Raw genomic sequence first — 25,395 nt, forward strand, 5'->3', positions numbered from 1 at the left:
CCGATATGAACCTAGCGCCAACCGTCAGCTACGCGGTGACACCGCTGCTGCGCATCGCCTACGAGGAACACGGGCCGGCCAGCGGCGAGCCAGTGATCCTGCTGCACGGCTTCCCCTACGACCCCAGGGCCTTCGATGACGTCGCCCCGGCGTTGGCCCAGCGCGGCTATCGAGTCCTCGTGCCCTACCTGCGCGGCTATGGCCCGACCCGGTTCAACAACCCGGCGATCATGCGTTCCGGCCAACAGGCGGCGCTGGCCCAGGACCTGCTGGACCTGATGGACGTGCTGGGCATCGGCCAGGCGACGTTGTGCGGTTATGACTGGGGCGGCCGGGCGGCGTGCATCGTCGCCGCGTTGTGGCCGGAGCGCGTGCGCGGCCTAGTGACCGGCGATGGCTACAACCTGCAGGACATCCCCCACTCGACGCAACCGCTGGCCCCGGAAACCGAATATCGCCTGTGGTACCAGTATTATTTCCACACCGCACGGGGCGTCGAAGGGCTGACGAAAAATCGCCGTGAGTTGTGCGAATTGCTCTGGCGCCTGTGGTCACCCACCTGGGCCCGGGGCGCGCAATGCTATCCCCTCAGCGCCCCGTCGTTCGACAACCCGGACTTCGTCGAGGTGGTGATTCATTCCTACCGCCATCGCTTCATGTATGCGCCGGGGGACCCGACCCTGGAATGGATGGAGGAACGGCTCGCGGCACAACCGTTAATCAGCGTGCCGAGCATTTCCCTCTGCGGCGCCGACGACGGCGTGGGCCCCGCCCCTGAACAAGATGAGGACGCGGCACATTTCAGCGGTGCTTATGAACGGCGGGTGCTGGCCGGCGTGGGCCACAACATCCCCCAGGAAGCACCCGAAGCCACGCTCAAGGCATTGCTGGATCTGCTTGAAGGCTGACCGAAAACCGCTCGCGATACGCCTGGGGCGTCACCCCCATGGCCCGCAGGAAGCTGCGGCGCAGGGTTTCTTCGCTGCCAAAGCCGCACTGCATCGCCACCCGCTTGATCGGCACCACAGTATCGGCGAGCAGGCGGCGCGCGGTTTCCACACGAATCAATTCGACGGCCCGCGCCGGAGTCTGGCCGGTGTCGGCGCGGTAGTGACGCACGAAACTGCGCTCGCTCATGCCCACCTCGGCGGCCAGGCTCGGCAAGCCCAGGTCACAGGTCAGATGCTCGGCGATCCAGGCATGCAGTTCATCAAACCGGCCGCCGTTTTTCTGCAGTGACAGCGTCACGCTGAACTGCGACTGCCCGCCCGGCCGCTTGAGGAACACCACCAGGTGCCGGGCGACCTCCAGGGCCACGGCGCGCCCCAGGTCATCCTCAACCAGGGCCAGGGCCAGGTCGATACCGGCCGTGACACCCGCCGAGGTCCAGACCGGGCCATCGTTGATGAAGATCGGGTTGGGTTCGACTTTGAGTTGCGGGTGCTGTTCGGCCAACTGTTCGCAGCGGGTCCAGTGGGTGACCACGCGCCGCCCGTCCAGCCATCCGCTGGCGGCCAGCAGGAACGCGCCTGTGCACACGGACGCCACCCGCCGCGAACGCGTGCCGTGATCCTTGACCCAAGCCACCAGCGCCGGATCCTTCGCCGCCTCGTACACGCCCCAGCCGCCGGCAATCAGCAGCGTGTCGCTGCGCTCGGTCGGCAGCGGTTCGGCCATCAGCGCCAACCCGGCAGAAGACATCACCGCTCCGCCGCCTACGGCGACCACCGTCGGCGCATAAGGCAACGGCAGGCCTTGCTGGCGAGCCAGGTCATTGGCCGATGCGAACACCTGCAACGGCCCGGTGACATCGAGCACTTGCACGTTGGCGAAGGCCAGGACATGAACGGATTTAGGGGTGTTGGGCATATTGGCGTGATTCGTGGGGTTATTGGCGTACTCGCCAGAGCCTAAGGGCCTAAAGTGAAATCGTCCAGCCCCCGGGCATTACTCAAGGAGAAAAGCATCATGACGCTGCACATCGGTTTACTGCTGTTTCCCCAAGTCCAGCAGTTGGACCTGACCGGACCGTATGACGTGCTGGCCTCGCTGCCGGACGTGAAAGTGCACCTGATCTGGAAAGACTTGGCGCCAGTCACCTCCAGCACCGGCCTGGTGCTGCTGCCAACGACCACATTCCAAGACTGCCCGAGGCTCGACGCGATCTGCGTCCCGGGTGGCACCGGTGTCGGGGCATTAATGGAGGATGAGCAGGTCCTGGACTTCATCAGGCAACAGGCTAGCCATGCGCGGTACATCACCTCGGTGTGCACCGGTTCGCTGGTGCTCGGTGCCGCTGGCTTGCTGCAAGGGAAACGAGCCACCACCCACTGGGCCTATCACAGCTTGCTGCAAACCCTGGGTGCGACCCCGGTCAAGGAGCGCGTGGTGCGTGACGGCAACCTGATCACCGGCGGTGGCATCACGGCGGGCATCGACTTCGCGTTGACCCTGGCAGCCGAGCTGTTCGACCAGCCCACGGCCGAGTTGGTCCAGTTGCAATTGGAATACGCTCCGGCGCCGCCGTTCGATGCCGGCAGCCCCGAGACCGCACCGGTGTCAATCCTGGAGGAAGCGCACCGGCGTACGGCGGAATCGTTCCGGGTACGCTCGCAGATTACCCAACGCGCCGCCGCACGATTGTCCATCACCGCCTAGTGACCCGTGGCGAGCGGAGCAGTCCGCTCGCCACCGAAGGCCACGCTCAGTAAGGGCTGGCGGTAGGCCGCACGATCAACTCGCTGACGTCCACATCCGCCGGTTGCTCGATAGCATAGGCAATTGCCCGCGCGATGGCTTCGGCGGGGATGGCAATCCGCCGGAATTCGCGCATTTCGGCGCGTCCCCCTTCATCGGAAATGCTCTCGGCCAGTTCCGACTCCGTTACGCCGGGAGAAATCACCGTCACCCGCACATCGCCGCCCACTTCCTGGCGCAAGCCTTCGGAAATCGCCCGCACCGCGTACTTGGTGGCGCAGTAAACAGCGGCGGTCGGGCTGACCGCGTAGGCACCAATCGAAGCGATGTTGATGAACTGGCCACTGCGCTGACGCTGCATCAGCGGCAAGCCGGCAGCGATGCCGTGGAGTACGCCGCGAATGTTGACGTCGATCATGCGATCCCACTCCTCGACTTTCAGTGCTTCGAGCTTGGAGAGCGGCATGACGCCAGCGTTGTTGATGATCACGTCAACCGTGCCGAAACGTTCGACGGCGAAATCGATCAGGTCCTGGACCTCTTCACGGCGGGTCACGTCCACGGTCTTGCAAGCGGCTTGCTGGTCGGCGGCTTCGAGTTCCTGCACCAACGCCTGCAAGCGGTCGATACGCCGGGCGCCAAGCACCACACGGGCGCCACGGGCGGCCAACAGTCGTGCGGCGGCTTCACCAATCCCGCTGCTGGCACCGGTGATCACCACTACTTTGTTTTGAATATCGGACATGATGGTTTCCTCGTCTGGGTGTGTTGGCTCCCGGTAGGAGCGCTCTGACAAATCCAGATTAGGGAACCGACAAGGGTTGGGGTTAGCCGAATCCTCCTGTGCACTTGCACGATCCTGTAGCGATCACACCACCCCTGGCCGCCCGCCGCGCAATCGGTTTTACTAGCGCAGTTCACTCATCGGGTCAGGGAGATTGATCAGCATGTCGGTATCGCCCATGCACAGTGCGCCAGACGACGGCGTCAACCAACGCCGCGCTGAATTGGCGGAGTTGATGAAGCGCTTCGCTCCGCAAGACGGTGTCTACTCCACCGCCATCGACACCTTGAACATTGTTCGCTGTGACCAACCCACCGATGCCTTGCACGTGGTGCACAAGCCGGGCTTGTGCGTGATCGTCGAGGGCCGCAAGGAGGTGCGCCTGGCGGACGAACGCTACGTGTATGACCCGCTCAATTACCTGGTGGTCTCCGTCACCCTACCACTGGCCGGCCAAGTGGTCGAAGCCTCTCCTGAGCGCCCTTACTTGTGCGTTCGCCTCGACATCGATCCGGCGCAGATCTGTCGCCTGATCGCCGACGCCAGTGCTATCGGCGTACCGCCTCCGAAAACCGGCCGCGGCCTGTTCCTGGACCGCATCGACTCACCCTTGCTCGACGCCGTATTGCGTCTGTTGCGGCTGCTGGACAGCCCGGACGATATCGCCACTCTGGCGCCCCTGGCCCAGCAGGAGATTTTCTACCGGCTGCTGCGTGGCACCCAAGGCCAGCGCCTACAAGAAATTGCCATCCCCGATACCCAGACCCACCGCATCAGCCGCGCCATCGAATGGCTCAACACCCATTACGCCGAACCGTTGAGCATCGACAGCCTCGCGCAAATGATCAACCTCAGCCCTTCGGCATTGCATCACCGCTTCAAAGCCGTAACAGCCATGAGCCCGCTGCAATACCAGAAGCAGCTGCGCTTGCAGGAGGCCCGGCGATTGCTGCTGGCAGATAACAGCGACGTCTCGTCAATTGGCTACAAGATGGGGTATGAGAGCCCGTCGCAGTTCAGCCGGGAGTACAGCCGCCTGTTCGGTGCTTCTCCGAGCAAGGACATTGCCCGGCTGCGGGCCCAGGCGTTGCAGGTCGACAGCGCTTGAAGCCAGGCCGACGGATCGGCATTTTTCCACAGGCGAAAAAAAACCCGCCGAAGCGGGTTTTTTGAGGACCAATTTGACTTCCTGTCTGGCATTCCTTGCCTGGTCCCATCATCCATGACCCCAAGCACTCCCTGTACTCAGTGGATGGACACAGATTAGGCCCACCGGTGATTCGAAAAAAGACGAGAAAGCAGCAGCGGCGTGTAAGCAATTCGCTATACCGCTCTTTCTGACTTTTTGATGGACGAAAAAAAAACCCGCCGAAGCGGGTTTTTCCAAGACCATTACGACTCCCTGTCGATAGCTATCCTTGCAAGGTCGATCGTCCCTGATCCTGAGCACATCCTGTGCATCAGTGGATGGGGCCAGATTACGCTTCGGATCCAAAGTGCAATAGACGACATAGCTACTATTACGTGTAAGACATTCGCTATACCGGTATCCTCCAAAACCTTGCATATGCTCAGGTATGACAGCCAAGCCAGCTCAGGACTTGCTCAGGAACGCCTCGATATTGGCCATTTGCTCGTCCCAGCCACGGCTGTCCATACGAAAAGCCTTGAGCCGACGCGCCTCGGGAATGGCGTTGAAGCCGGACTCCACCACCTTCAGCAAGGTGCCGCCGTTCATGTCTTCGAGTTCGAATTGCACCCGTGTCTCGGGCTCCTGGGAGTAATCCACGTCGGGCTCGATGGCGTAGGGATGCCAACGAAACGAGAACACCCGCTCGGGCTCCACCCGCTCCACCGCCACGTCCCAGATGAGGTGTTGGTAACCTGGATAAGTGATTTGCCCCTGGGTACGCTCACCCGCCACGAACCGCTTCCCCTCAAGCGCGACACCGAACCACTGCCCAAAAGCTTCGGCATTGGCCAAGGCTCGCCAGACTTGAGCCCGCGGGACCTTGAGCAGGATCTTTCTTTCAATGCGATCGGATGAATGCATGGGTCACCTCCTGTGTTCAACAGTAGGCTTGTAAGACCACAAGGCCAACCGGAAAGTTGTATCAGGTCGTTGTTTCCAGCCCGGTGCCCCTGACCGATGTAAACTCCCCCAGCCATTTTTCATCCCTCAAGGAGAGACCCGGTATGTCCCCACGCCTGCTTCTGGCCCTGACACCTCTGCTATTCATCAGCCCTGCCCAAGCCGACGACTGCGCCAATGCCATGACTCAAGGCGATATGAACCAATGCTCGGCCCAAGAGTACAAGGCGGCCGACAAAGAGCTGAATGACCTTTACAAGCAGATCACGGGACGCCTGAAGGACAATCCCGAGGCCAAGCAGATGCTGGTCAAGGCACAGCGCGCCTGGATCGCTTTCCGTGACGCCGAATGCGACTTCTCCACCTCCGGGGTCGAAGGCGGCAGCGTTTATCCACTGATCTACAGTACCTGCATGACCACGCAGACCAAGACACGGGTTGAAGCATTCAAGGCCTACCTCAACTGCAAGGAAGGCGACTTGAGCTGTCCAGTGCCCGAGGCTTAAGCGCCCTGCCAACAAAAAGGATGGCCTCTTCTAGGTCATCCTTTTTTGGGGCTGACTTTTTTCAGCGCAAAAACAAAACCCCAACTGCTTTCGCAATTGGGGTTTCGGAATTTAATCTTGACGATGACCTACTCTCACATGGGGAAACCCCACACTACCATCGGCGATGCATCGTTTCACTGCTGAGTTCGGGATGGGATCAGGTGGTTCCAATGCTCTATGGTCGTCAAGAAATTCTTGAGCCAGCGCGCTTTTCAGCGTTCCAGCAAATCGGGTATGTGATCAGGTGTGAGCCGCAAACTTTCGGTTCGTTTCGTCTTCACCACACCGCAATCTGGCTTTCTAAGCGCAAATTGCTTGGGTGTTATATGGTCAAGCCTCACGGGCAATTAGTACAGGTTAGCTCAACGCCTCACAGCGCTTACACACCCTGCCTATCAACGTCGTAGTCTTCGACGGCCCTTCAGGGAGCTCAAGGCTCCAGTGAGATCTCATCTTGAGGCAAGTTTCCCGCTTAGATGCTTTCAGCGGTTATCTTTTCCGAACATAGCTACCCGGCAATGCCACTGGCGTGACAACCGGAACACCAGAGGTTCGTCCACTCCGGTCCTCTCGTACTAGGAGCAGCCCCTCTCAAATCTCAAACGTCCACGGCAGATAGGGACCGAACTGTCTCACGACGTTCTAAACCCAGCTCGCGTACCACTTTAAATGGCGAACAGCCATACCCTTGGGACCGGCTTCAGCCCCAGGATGTGATGAGCCGACATCGAGGTGCCAAACACCGCCGTCGATATGAACTCTTGGGCGGTATCAGCCTGTTATCCCCGGAGTACCTTTTATCCGTTGAGCGATGGCCCTTCCATACAGAACCACCGGATCACTAAGACCTACTTTCGTACCTGCTCGACGTGTCTGTCTCGCAGTCAAGCGCGCTTTTGCCTTTATACTCTACGACCGATTTCCGACCGGTCTGAGCGCACCTTCGTACTCCTCCGTTACTCTTTAGGAGGAGACCGCCCCAGTCAAACTACCCACCATACACTGTCCTCGATCCGGATAACGGACCTGAGTTAGAACCTCAAAGTTGCCAGGGTGGTATTTCAAGGATGGCTCCACGCAGACTGGCGTCCACGCTTCAAAGCCTCCCACCTATCCTACACAAGCAAATTCAAAGTCCAGTGCAAAGCTATAGTAAAGGTTCACGGGGTCTTTCCGTCTAGCCGCGGATACACTGCATCTTCACAGCGATTTCAATTTCACTGAGTCTCGGGTGGAGACAGCGCCGCCATCGTTACGCCATTCGTGCAGGTCGGAACTTACCCGACAAGGAATTTCGCTACCTTAGGACCGTTATAGTTACGGCCGCCGTTTACCGGGGCTTCGATCAAGAGCTTCGCGTTAGCTAACCCCATCAATTAACCTTCCGGCACCGGGCAGGCGTCACACCCTATACGTCCACTTTCGTGTTTGCAGAGTGCTGTGTTTTTAATAAACAGTCGCAGCGGCCTGGTATCTTCGACCGGCGTGGGCTTACGCAGCAAGTGCTTCACCCTCACCGGCGCACCTTCTCCCGAAGTTACGGTGCCATTTTGCCTAGTTCCTTCACCCGAGTTCTCTCAAGCGCCTTGGTATTCTCTACGAGACGCATGCAGAGCTTCGGCAAAATCGGCAAGAACAGCCGCATCGATGGGGTCGGTCTTGGCATTCTTGCCCATTGCTACGGCGAAGGCTCTAGCCCGGCGAGGGTTGATCCTGAGCACATTGAAACCTGCCTCCTGCAGTGCTGCCATAACCTTTCGTTCATAGCCGCCCGTGGCTTCCAGTAACACCCGGCCAATCGTGTACGGGCTTAGCTGTTCGACCAGCTGTGCAAAACCCTCAGGCGTATTGGGGACCTCGTAGCCTTGGTTCTGTGGTCGAACCCAAACGACGAGATTTGATTTGGATATATCGATACCGACCCAGGAAATCATGGCAAAACCCTCTTACACTCAGAAATGAGAGTGCTCTGGCTTTGCCCACGCTTGTGATTCGAGTGCCGCTCGTCCAACTGTTCGGGCTTATGGGCCAGAGTAGAAAGGTAGATGGCAGCTTTGCTCCCACTCGTGCTTCAAGCACCGCGGACTCACAGCTTGCCATCTACCCCTCTCACCCCAGAGTTTATTCCCTTACTCAGACACAAGCGGGCTTGCCCGCGAAGGCGGTGGGTCAGTCAACTTCTTCATCAGCTGACCCACTGCATTCGCGAGCAAGCTCGCTCCCACAAGAGAATCTGGGGCGGGCACACATCTTGAGCCCACCCAATAACACTGTGGGAGCGGGCTTGCCCGCGAAGGCGGTGGGCCAGTCAACCTCTTCATCAGCTGATCCACTGCACTTGCGAGCAAGCCCGTGTCAGTTCTTCAGGGGAATCAACACTGCTTCTTTCTCGCCCAACACCATGAACACCAGCAGCTTCGCCGGTTCGGTGGTGCTGGCATTCTTCGACACCAGGTGCTCGGAGCCTGCGGCTTCATACCAGAATTCGCCTGCCTTGTAAGTGATCGCCGGCTCACCTTTGACCTGGGAGGTGATGGCGCCTTCGAGTACATAGGCCATCGCCGTGCCCTCATGTTTATGGGCGATGGAGGATTGGCCCGGGGCGTAGTCCACGGTCAGCATCATGGCTTTTTTGCCGGGCAGGTTTTTCAGCGCTTTTTCCTGCAACACATTGACCTTTTCCGAAGGGGCCGCGTCGTGGGCGAGCACTGGGGTAACGGGCAGCAAGCTGAGGGCGGCGATCAGGTAGAGGGCTTTCATGGCGGTAGGACCTTTTGGTTGAGTGGTTCTCGATGAACCCACCCTAAGCCCCATGTCCTGGCAAACAAACGTCCAATCTTTCGGAAGGTGGGTAGACCAATCGAGATCTACCCATACGCAATTGGCGAGCCCCGAACCTGTGGCGAGGGAGCTTGCTCCCGCTTGAGTGCGAAGCGCTCATAAAAGGGGCTGCTGCGCAACCCAGCGGGAGCAAGCTCCCTCGCCACGGGTTTGTGTGCACGACGCGGCATCAGACGATCGGAAAGCTGTTGAAGTCCACGCTGCGCGCCAGGCGGTTGTCGATCAGGCTGATGAAGCCCTGTACCTCGGGACAGTTGAAGTGGGCCTGCATGGCCGCTTCCGACTGCCAGCGGCCGCTGACGCTCCAACGGTCGCCGTCTTCCGGGCAACGGTCGACCAGGTAGGCATCGCAGCCCGGCAGAGCCCGCAGGGTTTCGACGATCTGCTGCAACTGCCGGCCCAGTTCCTCCGAACGCCCGGCGGCGGCCTGCACTTCTACGGTATTGATCACGTGGCGAGACATTGTTCGGGCTCCTGAATCAAGTCGGACGGATGTTACTCAACCCTTGATGACACCCGTGCAGGATAAGCCCGTCGGGTCCATGCTCAAACAGCCAATGGGCCGATAAATCCCCAGTCCAATGGCTCAGGCGACTTGCTGCAAGATGTCGCGCAGACGGTCCAGGGCGATGTCGATGTCCAGGGTCTCGATGGCGCCAAAGCCAAAGAACAGGCCCGGTCGTACCGGCGTTTCATTGAAGAAGCCTTCGAGGCTGTACAGCCCGATCTCGGCTTTTTTCGCCAGTTCGATCACCAGCGCCAGGTCGATCGGCACCTTGCACAACACCGCCATGTGGAAGCCGGCCGTGGTGGGCACGGCGTCGAACCACGGCGACAGATCCCCGGCCATGCGCGCCAGCAGGCGCTCGCGTCGACCGGCGTACAGCGTGTGGCAGCGGCGGATGTGCTTGAGCAAGCAACCCTCGGCGATGAACTTGGCCAGTGCCCATTGCGGCAGGGTGGAGGTGTGCTGGTCGGTGAGGCGCTTGGCCAGGATCACCGCTTCGAGGATCGCCGGCGGCAGGATGGCGTAGCCAAGGCGAAGTTCGGGCAGCAACGTCTTGGAGAACGTGCCGACATACGCCACGATCCCGCGCTCGTCCATGCTCTGCAGCGAATCGGCGGGCCGGCCTTCGTAGCGGAACTCGCTGTCGTAATCGTCTTCGATGATGATTGCCCCCAGTTCGTAGGCCCGGGCCAGCAAGGCTTCGCGGCGGGCCTGGCTCATGGGCATCCCCAGGGGAAACTGATGGGACGGCGTGACATAGATCAGCCGTGTGCCGTCAGGAATCAGGTCCACGCGCATGCCTTGCTCGTCGACCGGCACCCCGGTCACCGTCGCGCCCTGGGAACCGAACAGCAAGCGTGCCGGCGGATAGCCCGGATCTTCCATGGCCACCAGGCTGCCGGGGCGGGTCAACACTCGCGAGATCAGGTCCAGGGCCTGCTGCGCGCCGTTGCACACCACCACGTCATCGTCCTGGCAATTGACCCCGCGAGAAAACGCGATGTGCCGGGCAATGGCGTTGCGCAGCGCCGGCAGGCCTTCGGGCTGGCTATAGAAACCCTTGGCGCTGGCGATCTGGCGCAGTGCATGGGCGGTGCAGCGGCGCCAGTCGTCCAGGGGGAACTGGCCCTTGCCGGTGGCGCCGCCGATGAAGTCGTAGCGCAGGGCGCCTTCCAGGGTCGGATGGCGCATCAGGTCCGGCATGGTGCGCCAGGTCTCGACCACCTCGGCGCCGGCCAGCTCGCGGTGGCTTTGCTTGCGCACGATCCGGGCCGGTCGCGCATTGACGTAGGTGCCCTTGCCGATGATGCCGGTGAGGAAGTTTTCGTAGGTCAGCTGCGCGTAGGTGTCGGAAACGGTCTTGCGGGAAATGCCCAGTTGCTCGGCCAGCAGGCGGCTGGGCGGCAACTGCGTGCCGGCGGCCAGACGACCGCCTTCGATGGCGCTGCGCAGTTGTTGATACAGCTGGCCCGCCAGGTCCTTGCGGCCGTTGATGACAACATGAAGTTCCATACCCGCAGGCTCCTGGGCGATTGCTGGCGGCCAGCGTCAAAGGCGCAAGATTACCCGCATTGTGCCGCGGCTTTGAAGTTGCGTGGAGAAAATCCCGCCGATTGGCCTGCTGCGTGCTGGTCCCGGATTTTTCGACGAATTGGACCTGTCGCCGAACGCCCCCAGGGCCTACCGTGAAAGCTTCAATCGCCACGGAGCCCGCCATGAGCCCGCGTCTGGATTACTACAGTGCCTCCCCGGGGGCAATGAAAGCCATGATCGGCCTGGAAGCCATGACCAGTCGCCTGAGTATCGAGCCGGCGCTGCTGCACCTGGTCAAGATCCGCGCCTCGCAAATCAACGGCTGCGCCTTCTGCACCGACATGCATTCGGTGGAGGCGCGCCGCCTGGGCGAAACCGAGCGGCGTCTGTATGCCGTAGCGGTATGGCGTGACAGCGGTTTCTTCACTCCCCGCGAACACGCCGCCCTGGCCTGGACCGAAGCGGTCACGCGGCTGGTCCGAAGCCAGGTGCCGGACGACGTCTACGCCCTGGCCCGCGGCTGCTTCAGCGAGGAAGAGTTGGTAGACCTGACCCTGGCGATCAGCACCATCAGCAGCTGGAACCGCCTGGCGGTGAGTTTTCGCCAGCGTCCGGGCGGTTGATGACCTGCCAACTCATGTCTGGATGCCATCCAGTGGCGAGGGCAGCATCGTCACTTGGGCAACGGTGAGTTGTTCGGCGCAGCAGGGGGGCGCTGCGGTTTCACCGAGTTGCCAAACGCATTGCCCATACGCACCCCGGTGGCTGCCGGGGTGACCAGGCCGAGGCTGTTCGGCGCGCGTTCGTTGACGGGTACGTCCAGCGCTTCCCGGGCCCGTTGCGCGGTAGCCGCCGCTTGCGGGTCATTGCCCATCTGCCGGCTCAGGCAGTTGTAGTCCGGGGTCTTGTAGCCGCCGACCGTCACCTCGATACACGCCGGCGCCTCTTCCGCCTGGGCCCAGGGCAGGGCCAGCAGCAGACCGAGGCCCGCTGTCATGCGCATCCACTGTTTCATCACCGACCTCCTGGCCCGTCCCAGGGGGACGGTGCGTTGTCAGGGCATCAGTCTAGTGCGCTGCGGGGGATTTGTATCAGATGTCATACGACATTCATAAACACCCCTCAGGATGACGGTTTTCAACGGATACGTCAGTCGTGCAGCAGGGCAAAGCCGGGGGCGGGGGCAGACGTGGTTTGACCTGGGCGCCCTTGGGCTGGCTGGTGGTGTCGTGGTGCCTGTTGACCGGGCCTGTCCAGGCGGCGAGCCTGGTGGACCTGGACATCGCGCCCCAGGCGCTGACCACGGCGCTGGAGCAATTCAGCCGCGCGACGGGCATGGCGGTGCTGGTGGACCATCAGCTGTCGAGCCAACGCCAGACGCTGGGCGTCCAGGGGCGGTTCACACCCGCCGACGGGTTGAGAGTGCTGCTCAGCGGGACCGGGCTGGCGGCGCATTACGCCCGGGCGGACGCGTTCACGTTGCAGCCGGTGCAGGTCCGCGACGTGGCGCTGCCTGCCGGTGTCACGCCGGGCCTGAGCGACAGCAACTACGCCGCCGCGATCCAGACGGTGATCCAACGCAACCTGTGTCGCTCGCCGTTGACCCAACCGGGCAGCTTTCGAGCGGTGTTGCAGATCTGGATCGGCCGTGACGGGGTGGTCCAGCACAGTCGCCTGGTCAGTTCCACGGGTGATCTGCTGCGGGACAAGGCGTTGGTCAACAGCTTGCAAAACCTCAGGATCGACCGCCCGGCGCCCAGTTCGCTGCGCCAGCCGGTGACCCTGCTCTTGTTACCCGACTCATCAGGAAGAAGCATGGAATGCACAGCAGGGGAAGGGGTGTCCGGGCGATGAAAGAGATCGGCCGCAGCCCATTGGTGAAGCTGTTCCTCACCTCGTATGAGGATTTCAAGGTACGCCTGCGTCGGCGCCTGGGCTCCGAGGAACTGGCCAATGATGTGCTGCATGAAACCTACCTGCGGGTCGATCGCATGGTCGACACCCAGGAGATCGCCCAGCCCAACGCCTATTTGTACCGCATGGCCCTGAACATCGCGGCCGACCGCCGCCAGGCCGATGCCCGGCTGCTCACCGGCGATGAGGTCGAGGAGTTGCTGCAGGTCTCGGATGAAGCGCAGGACCCGGCCCGGGTGGTGGGCGGGCAGAAGGAGTTGCAGATCCTGCTCAAGGCCTTGTACGAGCTGCCGGCGCGGCGGCGCAGGATCTTCATTGCCGCGCGCCTGGAAGAAGCACCGCACCTGGAAATCTCCCAGCGTTTCGGCATTTCCACGCGCATGGTGGAAAAGGAAGTCAAGGCTGCGCTGGGGCATTGCGCCCTGCGTCTGGAAAGAAAAGTCATTCAGCGGTTCGGTCCCGGCGCGGGAAAACCGTCTTGAGAGTAGAGACCCGACCCATTCGCGAGTGTGTTTGCGCTTGAATATCTTCAGCATCACTTCCCCTGACGCCACGCCCCGGGCCCGGTTGGCCGGCGAGGCCCGAGACTGGTTGATCCTGCTCACCTCGGGGCGCGCCACCGTGGCCGATGCCCGGGCCCTGCGCCAATGGTGCGGGCAGAGCCCCGAACACGCGCAAGCGTTCGAGGAGGCCAAGGCGCTGTGGCACGGTTTACAACCGGCGGTCGCGGCGTTGCAGGCGCCGCGGCATTTCGGCCGACGGGCCTTGCTCGGGGGGGCGATTGCGGCATCGGCCGGTTTCCTGTTGATCCGGGCGACGGTGCCGGGTGGCGTGTCCGGCCTGGGCGCCGACTATGTGACCGATGTCGGTGAGCAGCGCCGGGTGGAACTGGCCGATGGCGTCAGCCTTGAACTGAACACCCAGACGCGCCTCAGCCGCCGTGCCCTGAACGACGGCGGGGCCGGCCTGGAGTTGCTCGGCGGCGAGATTGAAGTGCTGGGGCGCAGCACCCAGGCCGTCAGCGTCCAGGCCGGCGCCGGCTGGATCAGCGCCGCCAAGGCGCGCTTCAACGTTCGCTACACCGATCAGCGGGTCTGTGCGACCTGCCTGGAAGGCATCGTCCAGGTCGAGGTGCGGGGCCAGCGTTTTCGCCTGGAACCGGGCATGCAGTTGACCTACGACACCGCCCGGGTCGGTACGCCCCAGCAGGCCGACGTTTCGGCGGCCATTGCCTGGCGCGACCAGGTGCTGGTGTTCAACGACGCGACCCTGGCCAGCGTCATCGATGAAATCAACCGCTACCGCCCTGGCATGTTGCTGCTGCTCAATCGCGAACTGGGCTTGCGCAAGGTCCAGGCGCGGTTCCGCCTCGACCAACTGGCGGGCGTGGCGCTGCTGATCCGCGATGCCTACGGGGCGAAATGCACTGAGCTGCCGGGCGGGGTGGTGGTCCTGAGTTGAGCCTGGCGGCGTCTGGACGGGCCTCTTCGCGGGCAAGCCCGCTCCCACAGCGTTCGCCGTGGAGCATTGACTGTGGGAGCCTGCTCGCGAAGACGGCATGACTCTCGCGGCCAAACCTCAATCCCCTGTGGGAGCGGGCTTGCCCGCGAAGGCGGCCTGACAGCCGACCTAACGTCTGCGGTTGCACTGGATGCAGCTGTGGGGCATTGATCCTGCTGCCATTGAATGACTTCGCCTTACTCCAACGGCCCCAGCACCTGCCGATACCGTTCAGTGCCTTGGGGCGTCTCGCGGGTCAGGCTGATTTCGATGCCGAATGGGTTCTCCTGGCGGTTACCGCTGAGCTTGCGCCAGCCTTTGTCCTTGTCCCAGTAGCGCAGTCCGGCCGAACTGACTTCATTGAGCACGGCGACTCCGTCACCCGGCGCGGGCAGCGGATAGCGGTCGCGTGCCGGGCCTTGGGCGCGGTAGAGCGTGTTGCCCTTTAGCCACCAGCGCACCCGTTGCAGCGCGCCGTCCCGGGCGGCGGCCACGCGGATCACATCCAGGCGAAAGCCCTGGCCGTCGGTGCTGCGCACGGTGAGGGCGGGTGGAGCGGTCGAGGGTTCGTCGTCGATGCCGGGCTTGAGCGGCTCGCTCAACTCGATGCTGGCGCGCAGGGCCACGTCGCGCTCCAACTGATTCAACGCCCGCAGCAAGGCCTCGGTCTGCTCGGTACTGGCCTGCAAATGGCTGTCGGCCCGGGTCACGCTGTCCAGCCCGCGCCAGGCGATCAGGCTGACCACCGCCATCAGCAGAATCGCCACCATGACTTCCAGCAGGGTGAAACCTGTTTGCCGAGCGTTCATTGGATCTGCACCCGCCCGGCGGCATTGCGTTGCACGCTCAGGCTGTTCTGGCCGTCCGACAGGCGGATCTGCAGCGGCTCGCCGAGCCACTCGGCACTCAGCACCACCCGCTGCCGAGGCTCCACGCGAACGTCCATCGACGGGCTCTGCCAGCGACGCGGATGCAACTGGGGATCGTCCTTGAAGCGATCCAGCGCGGTGTCCTGGTCGCCGCGGCGACTGAAGCTGAAACCCTTGGCGTCCCAGCGCCAGGTGATCGGCCGCCCATCCGTGCGCGCTTCGGTCTGGGCCAGTTGCAGCAACTGCACCAGCCGCTCGGCGTCCTGGCGCAGCACCTTCAGCGGGTCCGGCTTGATGCTCAGGCTCACGGCCGCGCTGGCGATGCCGATGATCACCAGCACCACCATCAATTCGATCAGGGTGAAACCGCGTTGCGTGTCCCGGGCCATCTCGCGCTCCTTTGCGTCGGGACCATCCTGCACGGGCAAGATGATAAGGGTGTGAAATAAAACGGAGAGATTTGCGGGGTACGCTGGGGGTCGGAATTAAAAAGGAGATTCAGGCCATGGCGTTCATCGAACGGGTATCCCCGGCGCATCTCGTCCAGGCGCTGGCGTTGTTGGCGGCGTTGGCTGGGGTGGCGACCTGGTCTTCGCTGTTGCTGACCTCTGCCGAGTCGCGCACGCCGGATGTCGCCCCGCAACGCATGGCCGAGCGTTCGGATAGCCCGGCGCTGCAATGGTTTTCCAACCAGCCGGCGCCGGTGCAGATCAAGGTCAGCGGGGTGATGGCCGGTGCCCATGGCGCTGTGGCGATCCTGAGCCTCAACGAGGGCCCGCCGCGCAGCTTCCTGGTGGGCGAGCGGGTGGCCCAAGGCGTGCGGCTGGTGGCGATCGAGGCGCAAGCGGTGGTGATCGAGCGTGGCAGCGAGCAGACTCGGCTGGCGTTGGCGCAGTTGCCGGATTCGGTGAGTTTGCCGGTCCTGACCCGGCCACGCTGAACACTGTGGCGAGGGAGCTTGCTCCCGCTGGGCTGCGCAGCGGCCCCAACGTTTTGCGGTTGCTGCGCAACCGAGCGGGAGCAAGCTCCCTCGCCACGACATCCGTGGTTCAGTTTTCCCGAACAACCAACGTCTCCAGCCGCGCCAGCGGCGGGGCCTCGCGGCTGCGGTCCGACACGCTCAGTTCCACCCGCAACAACCGACCGTCCTGCGCCGTGCGCAAGGTCTGTTCGCAGCGCAGTAACAGGCGCCCCTGATCGCAGTCGAACACCTTCAGGCCGGGTGCCAGCCGGCCTTCCAATTGCAATTGCGCCAGTTGGCTGCGGGCGGCCAGCAGGGCGATGGATTTGTCGCGCAGCAAGCCATTGCCCTGGGTCATCACCGCCGCCACACGCACCGCGGCCGACATGGCCACGGCGATGATCGCCAGGGCCACCAGCACTTCGATCAGGGTGAAGCCGGCGTGCGAGGCGGGGCGGGGCATGGGGTGGGCTCAAGGCAAATGCAGCCCTTGAGGTTAGCCCGCGTTCGTGACCGATTGACGACGCAAGCTCCTGAGCAATTTCAATATCACTGACATATTTTCTTGCAACACTGCGCCTCGTATCGAATCCAGCGAAGGACCGTCGAGATGCAGATCGCCCGTTACAACGCCCGTCCCCAAGGCCCACGCGGGCAGCGGGGTTTCACCCTGATCGAAATCATGGTCGTGGTGGTCATCCTTGGCATCCTGGCGGCCATGGTGGTGCCCAAGGTGCTCGACCGTCCCGACCAGGCCCGGGCGACGGCGGCGAAACAGGACATTGGCGGGCTGATGCAAGCCTTGAAGCTTTATCGCCTGGACCACGGCAGCTATCCGAGCATGAACCAGGGCCTCAAGGTGCTGGTGGAGAAACCCGCCGACGCCAAGAACGGCACTTGGCGCTCGTACCTGGAACGCCTGCCGAACGACCCCTGGGGCCGTCCCTACAACTACCTCAACCCCGGCGCCAATGGCGAAGTCGACGTGTTCTCCCTGGGCGCCGACGGCCAGCCCGACGGCGACGGCGTGAATGCCGACATTGGCTCCTGGCAGCTCTAAGGACCGTGATGGGAACGAATTCGCCCGTCGCGGCGAAGCAGCGCGGCATGGCGGTCATCAGCGCCTTGCTGATCGCTGCCGTGGTCGCGGTGATCGCCGGTGGCATGCTCACTCGCCAGGCCCTGTTCACCCGCAGCCTGGAAGCCGAGCAGTTGCGCATCCAGGGCAGTGCGCGGATGCAAGGCGGCCTGGCGCTGAGTCGCCAGTTGCTGTGGGAGGCCCGCCAGCGTGACCCGTTGACGCGCTTCGGCCAGCCTTGGGCAAAACCCATTGTCCTGCCCGGTTCGAACCAGGTCGATACGCCGTTCGAAGGGCAGCTCGAAGATGAGCAGGGCAAGTTCAACCTGCGCAACCTTGTCGCCAATGAACGTGTCGACGAGGAACAATTGAATGCCTTCGAACGGCTCTGCGGGCAGTTGGGGATCGCCGCCAGCGTGCGCGACCGCATCATCGAGCGCGTCATTGAAGCGTACCCGCGCACGCTGAACCCGGAACGGGCGGACACAGCGCCCATGGGGCGTACCTTCGACAGTGGCCGGGACACCTCGCCTGACGCGGATGCCGCATTACTCAAACCGACCCGACCGATGCTGCGCACCGTGCGCGACCTGGGCGACGTCAAGGGCGTCACGCCTGCCGTGCTGGCAGCGCTGGCGCCCTACGTGACGATCCTGCCGGCCAATACCTGGGTCAACGGCAACACCGCCAGTGCCCCGGTACTGGCCGCCGCTGTGCCGGGGTTGTCGCTGCAGCGGGCCGAGGCGCTGGTGCGGGAGCGGGAGGGTGGCCATTGGTTCGTCAATCGCGGGGATTTCGTCAACCGCCTGCGCATGCCGGAGCTGGAAACGGCCACGGTCAAGGTGGGCATCACCAGCGACTGGTTCCGCCTGCGCGGCCAGGCCCGCAGCGGTCAACGGCGGGTTGAAGTCGATGCGTTGCTGCAACGCAGCCAGGACCGGTTGCCCCGGGTGATCTGGTCGAGGGTGGGCGTATGACACGGTTGCGCGTGGCGTTGGCGCCGTTGGCCGAACTGGACCTCGACAGCCCGGTGGCGTTCGCGGCGCTGGACCGCCAGGGCCAGGTGCGCGAGCACGGGCGCAGCAGCCTCAGGGCGTTGGGGCAGGGCGCCCGGAATCTCTCGGTGGAGTGCTTTCTTCATCCCCGCGACAGCCTGCTGACTCGCCTGGAGCTGCCGCTGTTGCCGGCGGCGAAGATCACCGCCGCGGTGACGTGCGCGGCCCAGGCCCTGATGCTCGGCGCCAGCGAACACATGCAGGTGGCTCACAGCCCGCGGGGTGCCGACGGGCAGGTCCAGATCGCCTGGCTGGACCGGCAGTCGCTCGCCCGGCTGGGCCAGTTGTTGCACCAGGCCGGGCTCAAGTTGCGCGGCCTGTATCCGGCGGCCTATGCCTTGCCCGTGTTGGCCGGCCCGGTGGCTTGCATCGAAGACGGTCACCTGTTGCTGCGCCATGGTCCGCAGCAGGCCGAGGTGCAGCCGTTGCAAGAACAGGCGCTGGAAGAGTGGTTGATGACCATGGGGCCCGGCTTGCATTGGATCGGCGCAGCGCCGCCCCAGGCGTCGATCACGCCCCTGGCCGACATCCACCGCTGGACCGGCAGCGCGCCGGGCTGGGGTTTGCATGCCGGTCTGTCGCGCAACACGGCCGGACGCGGCGGTTGGGGCCGGGCGGCGGCCCTGTGTGCCATGGCCGTGGCGGTGTGGGTGGTGGGCCTGAACCTTTACGCCGCCCGTGAGGCGGCCCAGGGGCAACGGCTCAAGGCGCAAATGAGCCAACGGGTGAAGCAGGCGTTCCCGGACTTGCCGGTGGTGCTCAATCCGCTGCAACAGGCCCGGCAACAGATTGCCGCGCGCCAGGACGGTACGGCGACGGACCCCAGCCAACGCTTCGTCAGCCTGATGCAGCAGGCCGGCAGTGCCATGCCGTTCATGAGCGGCAACGCTCAGGCCCTGGTGTTCGAGAACGGCGAGTTGCGCCTGGAGCTCGTGCCCGACGCGCCGAAGGCCGCCGCCGAAGACGATTGGAAAGGGCCCCTGGTCCAGGCCGGCATCGATGTCGTCGCCGTCGATCAGGGTTGGACCTTGCGCATGGCCCAGGCCGGCCAGGCCACCCCCGAAGACACCGCGGAAGACGATGATGAATAAGCCGTCCCTGGCCGGGCTGAGCGCCCGCTGGCAAACCCTGCGCAGCCGCTGCCGGACGTTCTGGCAAGGCTTGGCCGTGCGCGAACGACGGGCCGTGGCCCTGAGTGCGCTGGTGCTCGGCGGTAGCCTGGTCTGGCTGGGGTTGATCGAGCCGCCGTTGAAGACCATCGCCTACTGGCAGGCCGAAACGCCGAAGCTGCGCTCACAGACCGAAGCCCTCGAAGTGCTGCTGCGGGACGTCGCCGGGCCGGCGCCAGGCCAGCCGTTGGAAGCAGCCCTGCGCCAGACCCTGGACGCCAGCGGGCTGGGCGATCACTACCAATTGCAGGCGCCCGGCGCCGATACGGCCAACGCCTGGCAACTGACCTTCACCGACGCGCCGGCCGACGGCGTGATCGGCTGGCTGCTGAGCAACCCCGGGCCATTGTCCCTGGAAGTGTCCGAGGCGCGCCTGCAACGCACGGCCACGGCCGCTTCCACTGGTCTTGAAAATACCGCCGGCACTCTGTCCGGAACCGTTCGCATGCATCAGGCGCAAGGCGCTAAGGAAGCTTCATGAAGGGGGCCCGTTACCCACGTCATTGGCGCAAGGCCGCGCCGCTGTTGTTGCTGGCATTGAGCGCGTGCAACAGCACGCCGCCGGCCTCGCAGCCACCGTTGCTGGTGGACAGCGAACTGGGTGTTCCGTTGGGCAGCACGCAGCGCAGCGGCGACGCGTTGCTCGACCGTCAGCGAGCCCAGGCGGCACGTGAGCAGAAACCGGCGGCGCGCCACCAGGTCGACCTGACGTCCCGTGCCCGTGAATCGCGCAACCCGCCGCCGGCGCGCAACCCGCTGGGGGATCAGCCGGTGACGTTGAATTTCGTCGAGGCGGATATCCAGGCCGTGGTGCGGGCCTTGTCCCGTTCCACCGGCCAGCAGTTCCTGGTGGACCCTCGGGTCAAGGGCAACCTGACGCTGGTGTCCGAAGGGCAGGTGCCGGCAAGCCAGGCCTACGCCATGCTGCTGGCGGCGTTGCGCATGCAGGGCTTCAGCGTGGTGGACGTCGGCGGCGTGGCCCAGGTGGTGCCCGAGGCCGACGCCAAGCTGCTGGGCGGGCCGATCTACAGCGCCGATAAACCGGCCGGCAATGGCATGCTGACCCGCACCTTCCGGCTGCAATACGAGAACGCGGTCAACCTGATCCCGGTGTTGCGCCCGATCGTCTCACCGAACAATCCGATCAATGCCTACCCCGGCAACAACACCATTGTCGTCACCGACTACGCCGAGAACCTGTCGCGGGTGGCGCAACTCATCGAAGGCATCGACACCCCCAGCGCCATCGACACCGATGTGGTGCCGGTGCAGAACGGTATCGCCGTGGACATCGCGCAGATGGTCTCCGACCTGCTGGAAACCCAGGGTGGCGACCAGACCCAGAAAATCAACGTGATCGGCGACCCGCGCTCCAATTCCATCATCATCCGGGCCGGCAGCCCCGAGCGCACCGAGCTGGCGCGCAACCTGATCTACAAACTCGACAACGCCCAGAACAACCCGAGCAACCTGCACGTGGTGTACCTGCGCAACGCCCAGGCCGGCAAGCTGGCCCAGGCCCTGCGTGGTCTGCTCACCGGCGAAAGCGAAGGCGAGGGCAACGACAATTCCCGGTCGGTGCTCAGCGGCATGGGCGCCAGCACCAATGGCCAAAGCGCACAGAGCAGTACCGATGGCACCAGCACCGCGACCGGTAGCGGCTCTTCAAGTAATAGCAACGTTAATGGCTACGGCCAGGGCAGCAGCGGGCAGGGCGCGAGCTCGACGAAGAACGAGCAGAACACCGCCTTCAGCGCGGGCGGCGTGACCATCCAGGCGGATGCCACCACCAACACCTTGCTGATCTCCGCGCCCGACCCGTTGTACCGCAACCTGCGGGAAGTCATCGACCTGCTCGACCAGCGACGTGCCCAGGTGGTGATCGAGAGCCTGATTGTGGAAGTGGGCGAAGACGACGCCAGTGAGTTCGGCGTGCAATGGCAGACCGGCAACCTCGGCGGCAGCGGGGTGATCGGCGGGGTCAACCTGGGCGGCAGCGGGCTCAACCTCAACGGCAAGACCAGCATTGATGTGCTGCCCCGGGGGCTGAACCTCGGGTTGGTCAACGGTACCGTGGACATCCCCGGCATCGGCAAGATCCTCGACCTCAAGGTCCTGGCCCGGGCCCTGAAGAGCAAGGGCGGCACCAACGTGCTGTCGACGCCGAACCTGCTGACCCTGGACAACGAAGCCGCGAGCATCTTCGTCGGCCAGACCATTCCTTTCGTCAGCGGCAGCTACGTCACCGGGGGCGGCGGCACCAGCAACAACCCGTTCCAGACCGTGACCCGCGAAGAGGTGGGCCTGAAACTCAACGTCCGGCCGCAGATTTCCGAGGGCGGTACGGTCAAGCTGGATATCTACCAGGAGGTCAGCAGCGTCGACAACCGCGCTTCGAGCACCACGGGGATTGTCACCAACAAGCGCGCCATCGACACCAGCATCCTGCTGGACGACGGCCAGATCATGGTCCTGGGCGGGTTGCTGCAGGATGGCTACAGCCAGAGCAACGACGCGGTGCCGTGGCTCTCGACCTTGCCCGGCATCGGCGCGCTGTTTCGCAACGAAAGCCGGCAGACCACCAAGACCAACCTGATGGTGTTCCTGCGGCCCTACATCATCCGCGACACGGCGGCGGGGCGCAGCATCACCCTCAACCGCTACGACTTCATGCGCCGCGCCCAGGGCCTGTTGCAACCGGAACGCAGTTGGGCCATGCCCGACATCCAGGCCCCGCAACTGCCGGCGGCGTCCCGGGCGATCCCCGGCAGCGCTCCCGCCGCGCTGCAAACGCCCAGGGCGGCGATCAAGGCGGTGCCTGTAACGGAGCCGATCAAACAATGACGACGGTGGCGAGGGAGCTTGCTCCCGCTGGGTTGCGAAGCGACCCCAATCAGGTCGAACCCGAGCGACCGGACACACCTAGGCGCCAGGCATCGGGTCTGCTGCGCAGCCCAGCGGGAGCAAGCTCCCTCGCCACGGTAGGCATGCAGGCCATGGCGCGGGTGCGCTCATGACCACCCTCCCATACGCCTGGGCCAAGGCCCAGCGCCTGGTGTTGCGCCAGGGAGAGGCGGGCGCGGTGTTGGTGGTGTGTCCGTCGACGCCGGGCTGGTCCATCAGCGAAGTGCGCCGGCAATTCGGCGAGGTGCCCCTGGAGCGGGTGCGCGACGAAGAGCTCGATGGCTTGCTCAACACGGCCTACGCCGACACCGGCAGCGCCGCCGCCGTGGTGGGCGCGGCGGAGAACGAGGTGGACCTCGACCGGCTGATGCAGGACATCCCCGAGATCACCGACCTGCTGGACACCCAGGACGGCGCGCCGGTGATCCGCATGATCAACGCCTTGCTGACCCAGGCGGCCCGGGACGAGGCCAGCGACATCCACATCGAGCCCTTCGAGAGCCATTCGGTGGTGCGCTATCGGGTCGACGGCACCCTGCGCGACGTGGTCTCGCCGCGCAAGGCGCTGCATGGGGCGCTGGTGTCGCGGATCAAGATCATGGCCCAACTCGACATCGCTGAAAAACGCCTGCCCCAGGACGGTCGCATTGCCTTGCGCGTGGCCGGGCGCCCCATCGACATCCGGGTTTCCACCGTCCCCACCGGGCACGGCGAGCGGGTGGTGATGCGGCTGCTGGACAAACAGGCCGGGCGCCTGCAGCTGGAGACGCTGGGCATGGACGCTGCCGTGCTGGGCAAGCTCGACCACTTGATCCGCCAGCCCCACGGCATCGTGCTGGTCACCGGCCCTACCGGCAGCGGCAAGACCACCAGCCTCTACGCGGCGCTGGCGCGGCTGGATGCCAGCGTCCACAACATCCTCACCGTCGAGGACCCGGTGGAGTACGACCTGCCGGGCATCAGCCAGATCCAGGTCAATGCCAAGATCGACATGACCTTCGCCCTGGCGTTGCGGGCGATCCTGCGCCAGGACCCGGACATCATCATGATCGGCGAGATCCGTGACCTGGAGACCGCGCAGATTGCCGTGCAGGCCTCCCTCACCGGGCACCTGGTGCTGGCGACGCTGCACACCAACGACGCGGTGTCGGCCGTCAACCGCCTGATCGACATGGGCGTGGAGCCGTTCCTGCTGGCCTCGTCGATGCTCGGCGTGCTGGCCCAGCGCCTGGTGCGCCGACTCTGCCCGCACTGCAAGCAACCTGATCCGGCCACGCCGGGCACCTGGCGCCCGGTGGGCTGCCCGAGTTGCAACCAGACCGGCTACAGCGGCCGTACCGGCATCCATGAGCTGTTCTGCATTGACGACGACATCCGCACGCTCATCCACCAGGGCGCGGGCGAGCAGGCCTTGCGCGCCGCCGCCCGCGAGGCCGGCATGTTCAGCATGCGCGAGGACGGTGAGCGTTGGGTTCGCAGCGGCGCCACGGCGCCAGAAGAAATCCTGCGCGTGACACGGGACGCCTGATGAATCGCTACCGTTTCGAGGCGGCCGACGCCCAGGGCAAGATCGAATCAGGGCATCTGGAGGCCGACAGCCAGAGCGCCGCGTTCAGCCTGTTGCGCAGCCGCGGGCTGACGGCTTTGCAGGTCGAAGCCGAACGCAGCACGGCCCAGGCCAGCGGGGGCGGGCTGTTCAGTGCCCGGCTCTCGGACAACGACCTGGCCTGGGCCACCCGGCAACTGGCGAGCCTGCTCGGCGCGAGCCTGCCCCTGGAGGCGGCATTGAGCGCCACGGTGGAGCAGGCCGAGCGCAAGCACATCGCCCAGACCCTGAGCGCGGTACGCGCCGATGTACGCAGCGGCATGCGCCTGGCCGAAGCCCTGGCGGCACGGCCTCGGGACTTCCCGGAGATCTATCGGGCGCTCATCGCGGCGGGGGAGGAGTCCGGCGACCTGGCCCAGGTCATGGAGCGCCTGGCCGACTACATCGAAGAGCGTAACAACCTGCGGGGCAAGATCCTCACGGCATTCATCTACCCGGGTGTGGTGGGGCTGGTGTCGATCGCCATTGTGATTTTCCTGCTCAGCTACGTCGTGCCCCAGGTGGTCAGCGCCTTCTCCCAGGCCCGTCAGGATCTGCCGGGGCTGACCCTGGCCATGCTCACCGCCAGTGACTTCATCCGCGCCTGGGGATGGTTGTGTTTTTGCCTGCTGGCCGGCGGTTTCTGGAGCTGGCGGCTGTACTTGCGCAACCCGGCGGCGCGGCTCGGCTGGCATGCGCGGGTGCTGCGCCTGCCCCTGATCGGGCGGTTCGTGCTGGGGCTCAATACCGCGCGTTTCGCCTCCACCCTGGCGATCCTTGGCGGTGCCGGGGTGCCGTTGTTGCGGGCGCTGGAGGCGGCACGCCAGACACTCTCCAACGAACGCCTGAGCCTGAGTGTCAGTGACGCCACCGCCAAGGTCCGCGAAGGGGTCAACCTGGCGGCCGCCCTGCGGGTGGAAAAAGTCTTCCCGCCGATCCTGATCCACCTGATCGCCAGCGGCGAGAAAACCGGCTGCCTGCCACCGATGCTCGAACGCGCCGCGCAAACCCTGTCCCGCGACATCGAACGCCGGGCCATGGGCATGACCGCACTGTTGGAACCGCTGATGATCGTGATCATGGGCGGCGTGGTGCTGGTGATCGTCATGGCGGTGCTGCTGCCGATCATCGAGATCAATCAGTTGGTGCAATGAGCCGAAGCGGCGGGGAGGAAGGCTCACCCTGTGGCGAGGGAGCTTGCTCCCGCTGGGTTGCGAAGCAACCCTGAAAGCGAGATCAGGTCAGCCTGATTCTCCGCAGTGATGGGGCCATGGGGTCGCTTCGCAACCCGACGGGAGCAAGCTCCCTCGCCACAAAAAATCGAAAAAATTTCGGTGCCCATTGCCAACTCCCGAGC

26 protein-coding genes, 1 rRNA gene, 1 pseudogene and 1 other annotated feature are annotated in these 25,395 nt (G+C 64.2%); of the genes and pseudogenes, 16 read left to right on the forward strand and 12 right to left on the reverse strand.

What is annotated here, in order from left to right:
- Positions 1 to 5 precede the first annotated feature (5 nt).
- Positions 6 to 908, forward strand: a complete 903-nt coding sequence (locus VM99_17530) for an alpha/beta hydrolase (GenBank protein AKJ99782.1) — start codon at positions 6 to 8, stop codon at positions 906 to 908.
- Here the strand turns inward: VM99_17530 and VM99_17535 are convergent.
- Positions 877 to 1,869, reverse strand: a complete 993-nt coding sequence (locus tag VM99_17535; protein AKJ99783.1) for an AraC family transcriptional regulator — start codon at positions 1,867 to 1,869, stop codon at positions 877 to 879. The genes VM99_17530 and VM99_17535 overlap by 32 nt on opposite strands.
- Positions 1,870 to 1,968: 99 nt before the next feature.
- Between VM99_17535 and VM99_17540 the strand changes: the two genes are divergently transcribed.
- Entirely contained in the window at positions 1,969 to 2,658 is a 690-nt protein-coding gene (locus VM99_17540; GenBank protein AKJ99784.1) for a dimethylglycine dehydrogenase, read from the forward strand.
- A 46-nt stretch (positions 2,659 to 2,704) separates the two neighbouring features.
- Here VM99_17540 and VM99_17545 read toward each other — a convergent pair whose 3' ends face one another.
- Complete coding sequence (locus tag VM99_17545) at positions 2,705 to 3,442, reverse strand: oxidoreductase (GenBank protein AKJ99785.1); 738 nt, start codon at positions 3,440 to 3,442, stop codon at positions 2,705 to 2,707.
- A 202-nt stretch (positions 3,443 to 3,644) separates the two neighbouring features.
- On the opposite strand from VM99_17545, the gene VM99_17550 reads away from it, so the two are divergent.
- The gene (locus VM99_17550) at positions 3,645 to 4,589 is read left to right on the forward strand and encodes an AraC family transcriptional regulator (GenBank protein AKJ99786.1); all 945 of its coding nucleotides are present in this window, start codon (positions 3,645 to 3,647) and stop codon (positions 4,587 to 4,589) included.
- A gap of 486 nt (positions 4,590 to 5,075) precedes the next feature.
- Here VM99_17550 and VM99_17555 read toward each other — a convergent pair whose 3' ends face one another.
- Positions 5,076 to 5,534, reverse strand: a complete 459-nt coding sequence (locus tag VM99_17555) for a vanillate O-demethylase oxidoreductase VanB (protein ID AKJ99787.1) — start codon at positions 5,532 to 5,534, stop codon at positions 5,076 to 5,078.
- A 143-nt stretch (positions 5,535 to 5,677) separates the two neighbouring features.
- On the opposite strand from VM99_17555, the gene VM99_17560 reads away from it, so the two are divergent.
- The gene (locus VM99_17560; protein ID AKJ99788.1) at positions 5,678 to 6,079 is read left to right on the forward strand and encodes an urease-associated protein; all 402 of its coding nucleotides are present in this window, start codon (positions 5,678 to 5,680) and stop codon (positions 6,077 to 6,079) included.
- Positions 6,080 to 6,194: 115 nt separating this feature from the next.
- Here the strand turns inward: VM99_17560 and VM99_17565 are convergent.
- From VM99_17565 to VM99_17585, 5 genes and pseudogenes are all read right to left on the reverse strand, one after another.
- Positions 6,195 to 6,310 (reverse strand): 5S ribosomal RNA (locus VM99_17565).
- 120 nt (positions 6,311 to 6,430) lie between these two features.
- Positions 6,431 to 7,724: a sequence feature (possible 23S ribosomal RNA but 16S or 23S rRNA prediction is too short), on the reverse strand.
- 1 nt (position 7,725) lies between these two features.
- Positions 7,726 to 8,055, reverse strand: a pseudogene (locus VM99_17570) (transposase).
- 421 nt (positions 8,056 to 8,476) lie between these two features.
- Entirely contained in the window at positions 8,477 to 8,881 is a 405-nt protein-coding gene (locus tag VM99_17575; protein ID AKJ99789.1) for a cupin, read from the reverse strand.
- Positions 8,882 to 9,131: 250 nt separating this feature from the next.
- Positions 9,132 to 9,425, reverse strand: coding sequence for an antibiotic biosynthesis monooxygenase (locus tag VM99_17580; GenBank protein ID AKJ99790.1), 294 nt, complete (start codon positions 9,423 to 9,425; stop codon positions 9,132 to 9,134).
- A 123-nt stretch (positions 9,426 to 9,548) separates the two neighbouring features.
- The gene (locus VM99_17585; GenBank protein ID AKJ99791.1) at positions 9,549 to 10,982 is read right to left on the reverse strand and encodes a DNA-binding protein; all 1,434 of its coding nucleotides are present in this window, start codon (positions 10,980 to 10,982) and stop codon (positions 9,549 to 9,551) included.
- A gap of 203 nt (positions 10,983 to 11,185) precedes the next feature.
- Here VM99_17585 and VM99_17590 point away from each other — a divergent pair, with 203 nt between their 5' ends.
- A complete protein-coding gene (locus tag VM99_17590; protein ID AKJ99792.1) occupies positions 11,186 to 11,626 on the forward strand; it encodes an alkylhydroperoxidase in 441 nt (146 codons plus the stop codon).
- Between the two features lie 50 nt (positions 11,627 to 11,676).
- Here VM99_17590 and VM99_17595 read toward each other — a convergent pair whose 3' ends face one another.
- Positions 11,677 to 12,018, reverse strand: a complete 342-nt coding sequence (locus VM99_17595) for a hypothetical protein (GenBank protein ID AKJ99793.1) — start codon at positions 12,016 to 12,018, stop codon at positions 11,677 to 11,679.
- Between the two features lie 206 nt (positions 12,019 to 12,224).
- On the opposite strand from VM99_17595, the gene VM99_17600 reads away from it, so the two are divergent.
- From VM99_17600 to VM99_17610, 3 genes are read left to right on the forward strand one after another with little or no spacing between them, the layout of a single operon-like run.
- The gene (locus VM99_17600; GenBank protein AKK01787.1) at positions 12,225 to 12,857 is read left to right on the forward strand and encodes a VreA; all 633 of its coding nucleotides are present in this window, start codon (positions 12,225 to 12,227) and stop codon (positions 12,855 to 12,857) included.
- The gene (locus VM99_17605) at positions 12,854 to 13,399 is read left to right on the forward strand and encodes an RNA polymerase subunit sigma-24 (GenBank protein ID AKJ99794.1); all 546 of its coding nucleotides are present in this window, start codon (positions 12,854 to 12,856) and stop codon (positions 13,397 to 13,399) included. Before VM99_17600 ends, VM99_17605 begins: the two co-directional genes overlap by 4 nt.
- A 37-nt stretch (positions 13,400 to 13,436) precedes the next feature.
- On the forward strand, positions 13,437 to 14,378 hold the full coding sequence (locus VM99_17610; protein ID AKK01788.1) for an iron dicitrate transport regulator FecR: 942 nt from the start codon (positions 13,437 to 13,439) through the stop codon (positions 14,376 to 14,378).
- Between the two features lie 236 nt (positions 14,379 to 14,614).
- On the opposite strand, the gene VM99_17615 is transcribed toward VM99_17610, so the two are convergent.
- Together VM99_17615 and VM99_17620 are read right to left on the reverse strand one after the other, a co-directional pair.
- Positions 14,615 to 15,226 carry a general secretion pathway protein GspJ gene (locus VM99_17615; GenBank protein ID AKJ99795.1) on the reverse strand — a complete coding sequence of 204 codons (612 nt, stop codon included), beginning with the start codon at positions 15,224 to 15,226 and terminating at the stop codon, positions 14,615 to 14,617.
- Positions 15,223 to 15,675, reverse strand: coding sequence for a general secretion pathway protein GspH (locus tag VM99_17620; protein AKJ99796.1), 453 nt, complete (start codon positions 15,673 to 15,675; stop codon positions 15,223 to 15,225). Before VM99_17620 ends, VM99_17615 begins: the two co-directional genes overlap by 4 nt.
- A gap of 116 nt (positions 15,676 to 15,791) precedes the next feature.
- Between VM99_17620 and VM99_17625 the strand changes: the two genes are divergently transcribed.
- Positions 15,792 to 16,226: a general secretion pathway protein GspC gene (locus VM99_17625; GenBank protein ID AKJ99797.1), complete on the forward strand. Its 435-nt coding sequence runs from the start codon at positions 15,792 to 15,794 to the stop codon at positions 16,224 to 16,226.
- Between the two features lie 109 nt (positions 16,227 to 16,335).
- Here the strand turns inward: VM99_17625 and VM99_17630 are convergent, their stop codons facing one another.
- Positions 16,336 to 16,710: a general secretion pathway protein GspI gene (locus tag VM99_17630; protein AKJ99798.1), complete on the reverse strand. Its 375-nt coding sequence runs from the start codon at positions 16,708 to 16,710 to the stop codon at positions 16,336 to 16,338.
- 147 nt (positions 16,711 to 16,857) lie between these two features.
- Between VM99_17630 and VM99_17635 the strand changes: the two genes are divergently transcribed.
- The 7 genes from VM99_17635 to VM99_17665 all read left to right on the forward strand — a co-directional run bounded on the left by VM99_17635 (position 16,858) and on the right by VM99_17665 (position 25,192).
- The gene (locus VM99_17635; GenBank protein AKJ99799.1) at positions 16,858 to 17,307 is read left to right on the forward strand and encodes a general secretion pathway protein GspG; all 450 of its coding nucleotides are present in this window, start codon (positions 16,858 to 16,860) and stop codon (positions 17,305 to 17,307) included.
- Between the two features lie 8 nt (positions 17,308 to 17,315).
- On the forward strand, positions 17,316 to 18,302 hold the full coding sequence (locus tag VM99_17640) for an HxcX atypical pseudopilin (protein AKJ99800.1): 987 nt from the start codon (positions 17,316 to 17,318) through the stop codon (positions 18,300 to 18,302).
- Positions 18,299 to 19,471, forward strand: a complete 1,173-nt coding sequence (locus VM99_17645; protein ID AKJ99801.1) for a general secretion pathway protein GspL — start codon at positions 18,299 to 18,301, stop codon at positions 19,469 to 19,471. Before VM99_17640 ends, VM99_17645 begins: the two co-directional genes overlap by 4 nt.
- Positions 19,464 to 20,030 (forward strand): general secretion pathway protein GspM, encoded by a 567-nt coding sequence (locus VM99_17650; GenBank protein ID AKJ99802.1) that lies wholly within the window; start codon positions 19,464 to 19,466, stop codon positions 20,028 to 20,030. The genes VM99_17645 and VM99_17650 overlap by 8 nt, the downstream gene beginning before the upstream one ends.
- Entirely contained in the window at positions 20,027 to 22,393 is a 2,367-nt protein-coding gene (locus VM99_17655) for a general secretion pathway protein GspD (protein ID AKJ99803.1), read from the forward strand. The genes VM99_17650 and VM99_17655 overlap by 4 nt, the downstream gene beginning before the upstream one ends.
- A 169-nt stretch (positions 22,394 to 22,562) precedes the next feature.
- Positions 22,563 to 23,981, forward strand: a complete 1,419-nt coding sequence (locus VM99_17660) for a general secretion pathway protein GspE (protein AKJ99804.1) — start codon at positions 22,563 to 22,565, stop codon at positions 23,979 to 23,981.
- The gene (locus tag VM99_17665; protein AKJ99805.1) at positions 23,981 to 25,192 is read left to right on the forward strand and encodes a general secretion pathway protein GspF; all 1,212 of its coding nucleotides are present in this window, start codon (positions 23,981 to 23,983) and stop codon (positions 25,190 to 25,192) included. Before VM99_17660 ends, VM99_17665 begins: the two co-directional genes overlap by 1 nt.
- Positions 25,193 to 25,395: the final 203 nt, after the last annotated feature.

Source organism: Pseudomonas chlororaphis (assembly GCA_001023535.1).
Classification (GTDB): domain Bacteria; phylum Pseudomonadota; class Gammaproteobacteria; order Pseudomonadales; family Pseudomonadaceae; genus Aquipseudomonas; species Aquipseudomonas chlororaphis_E.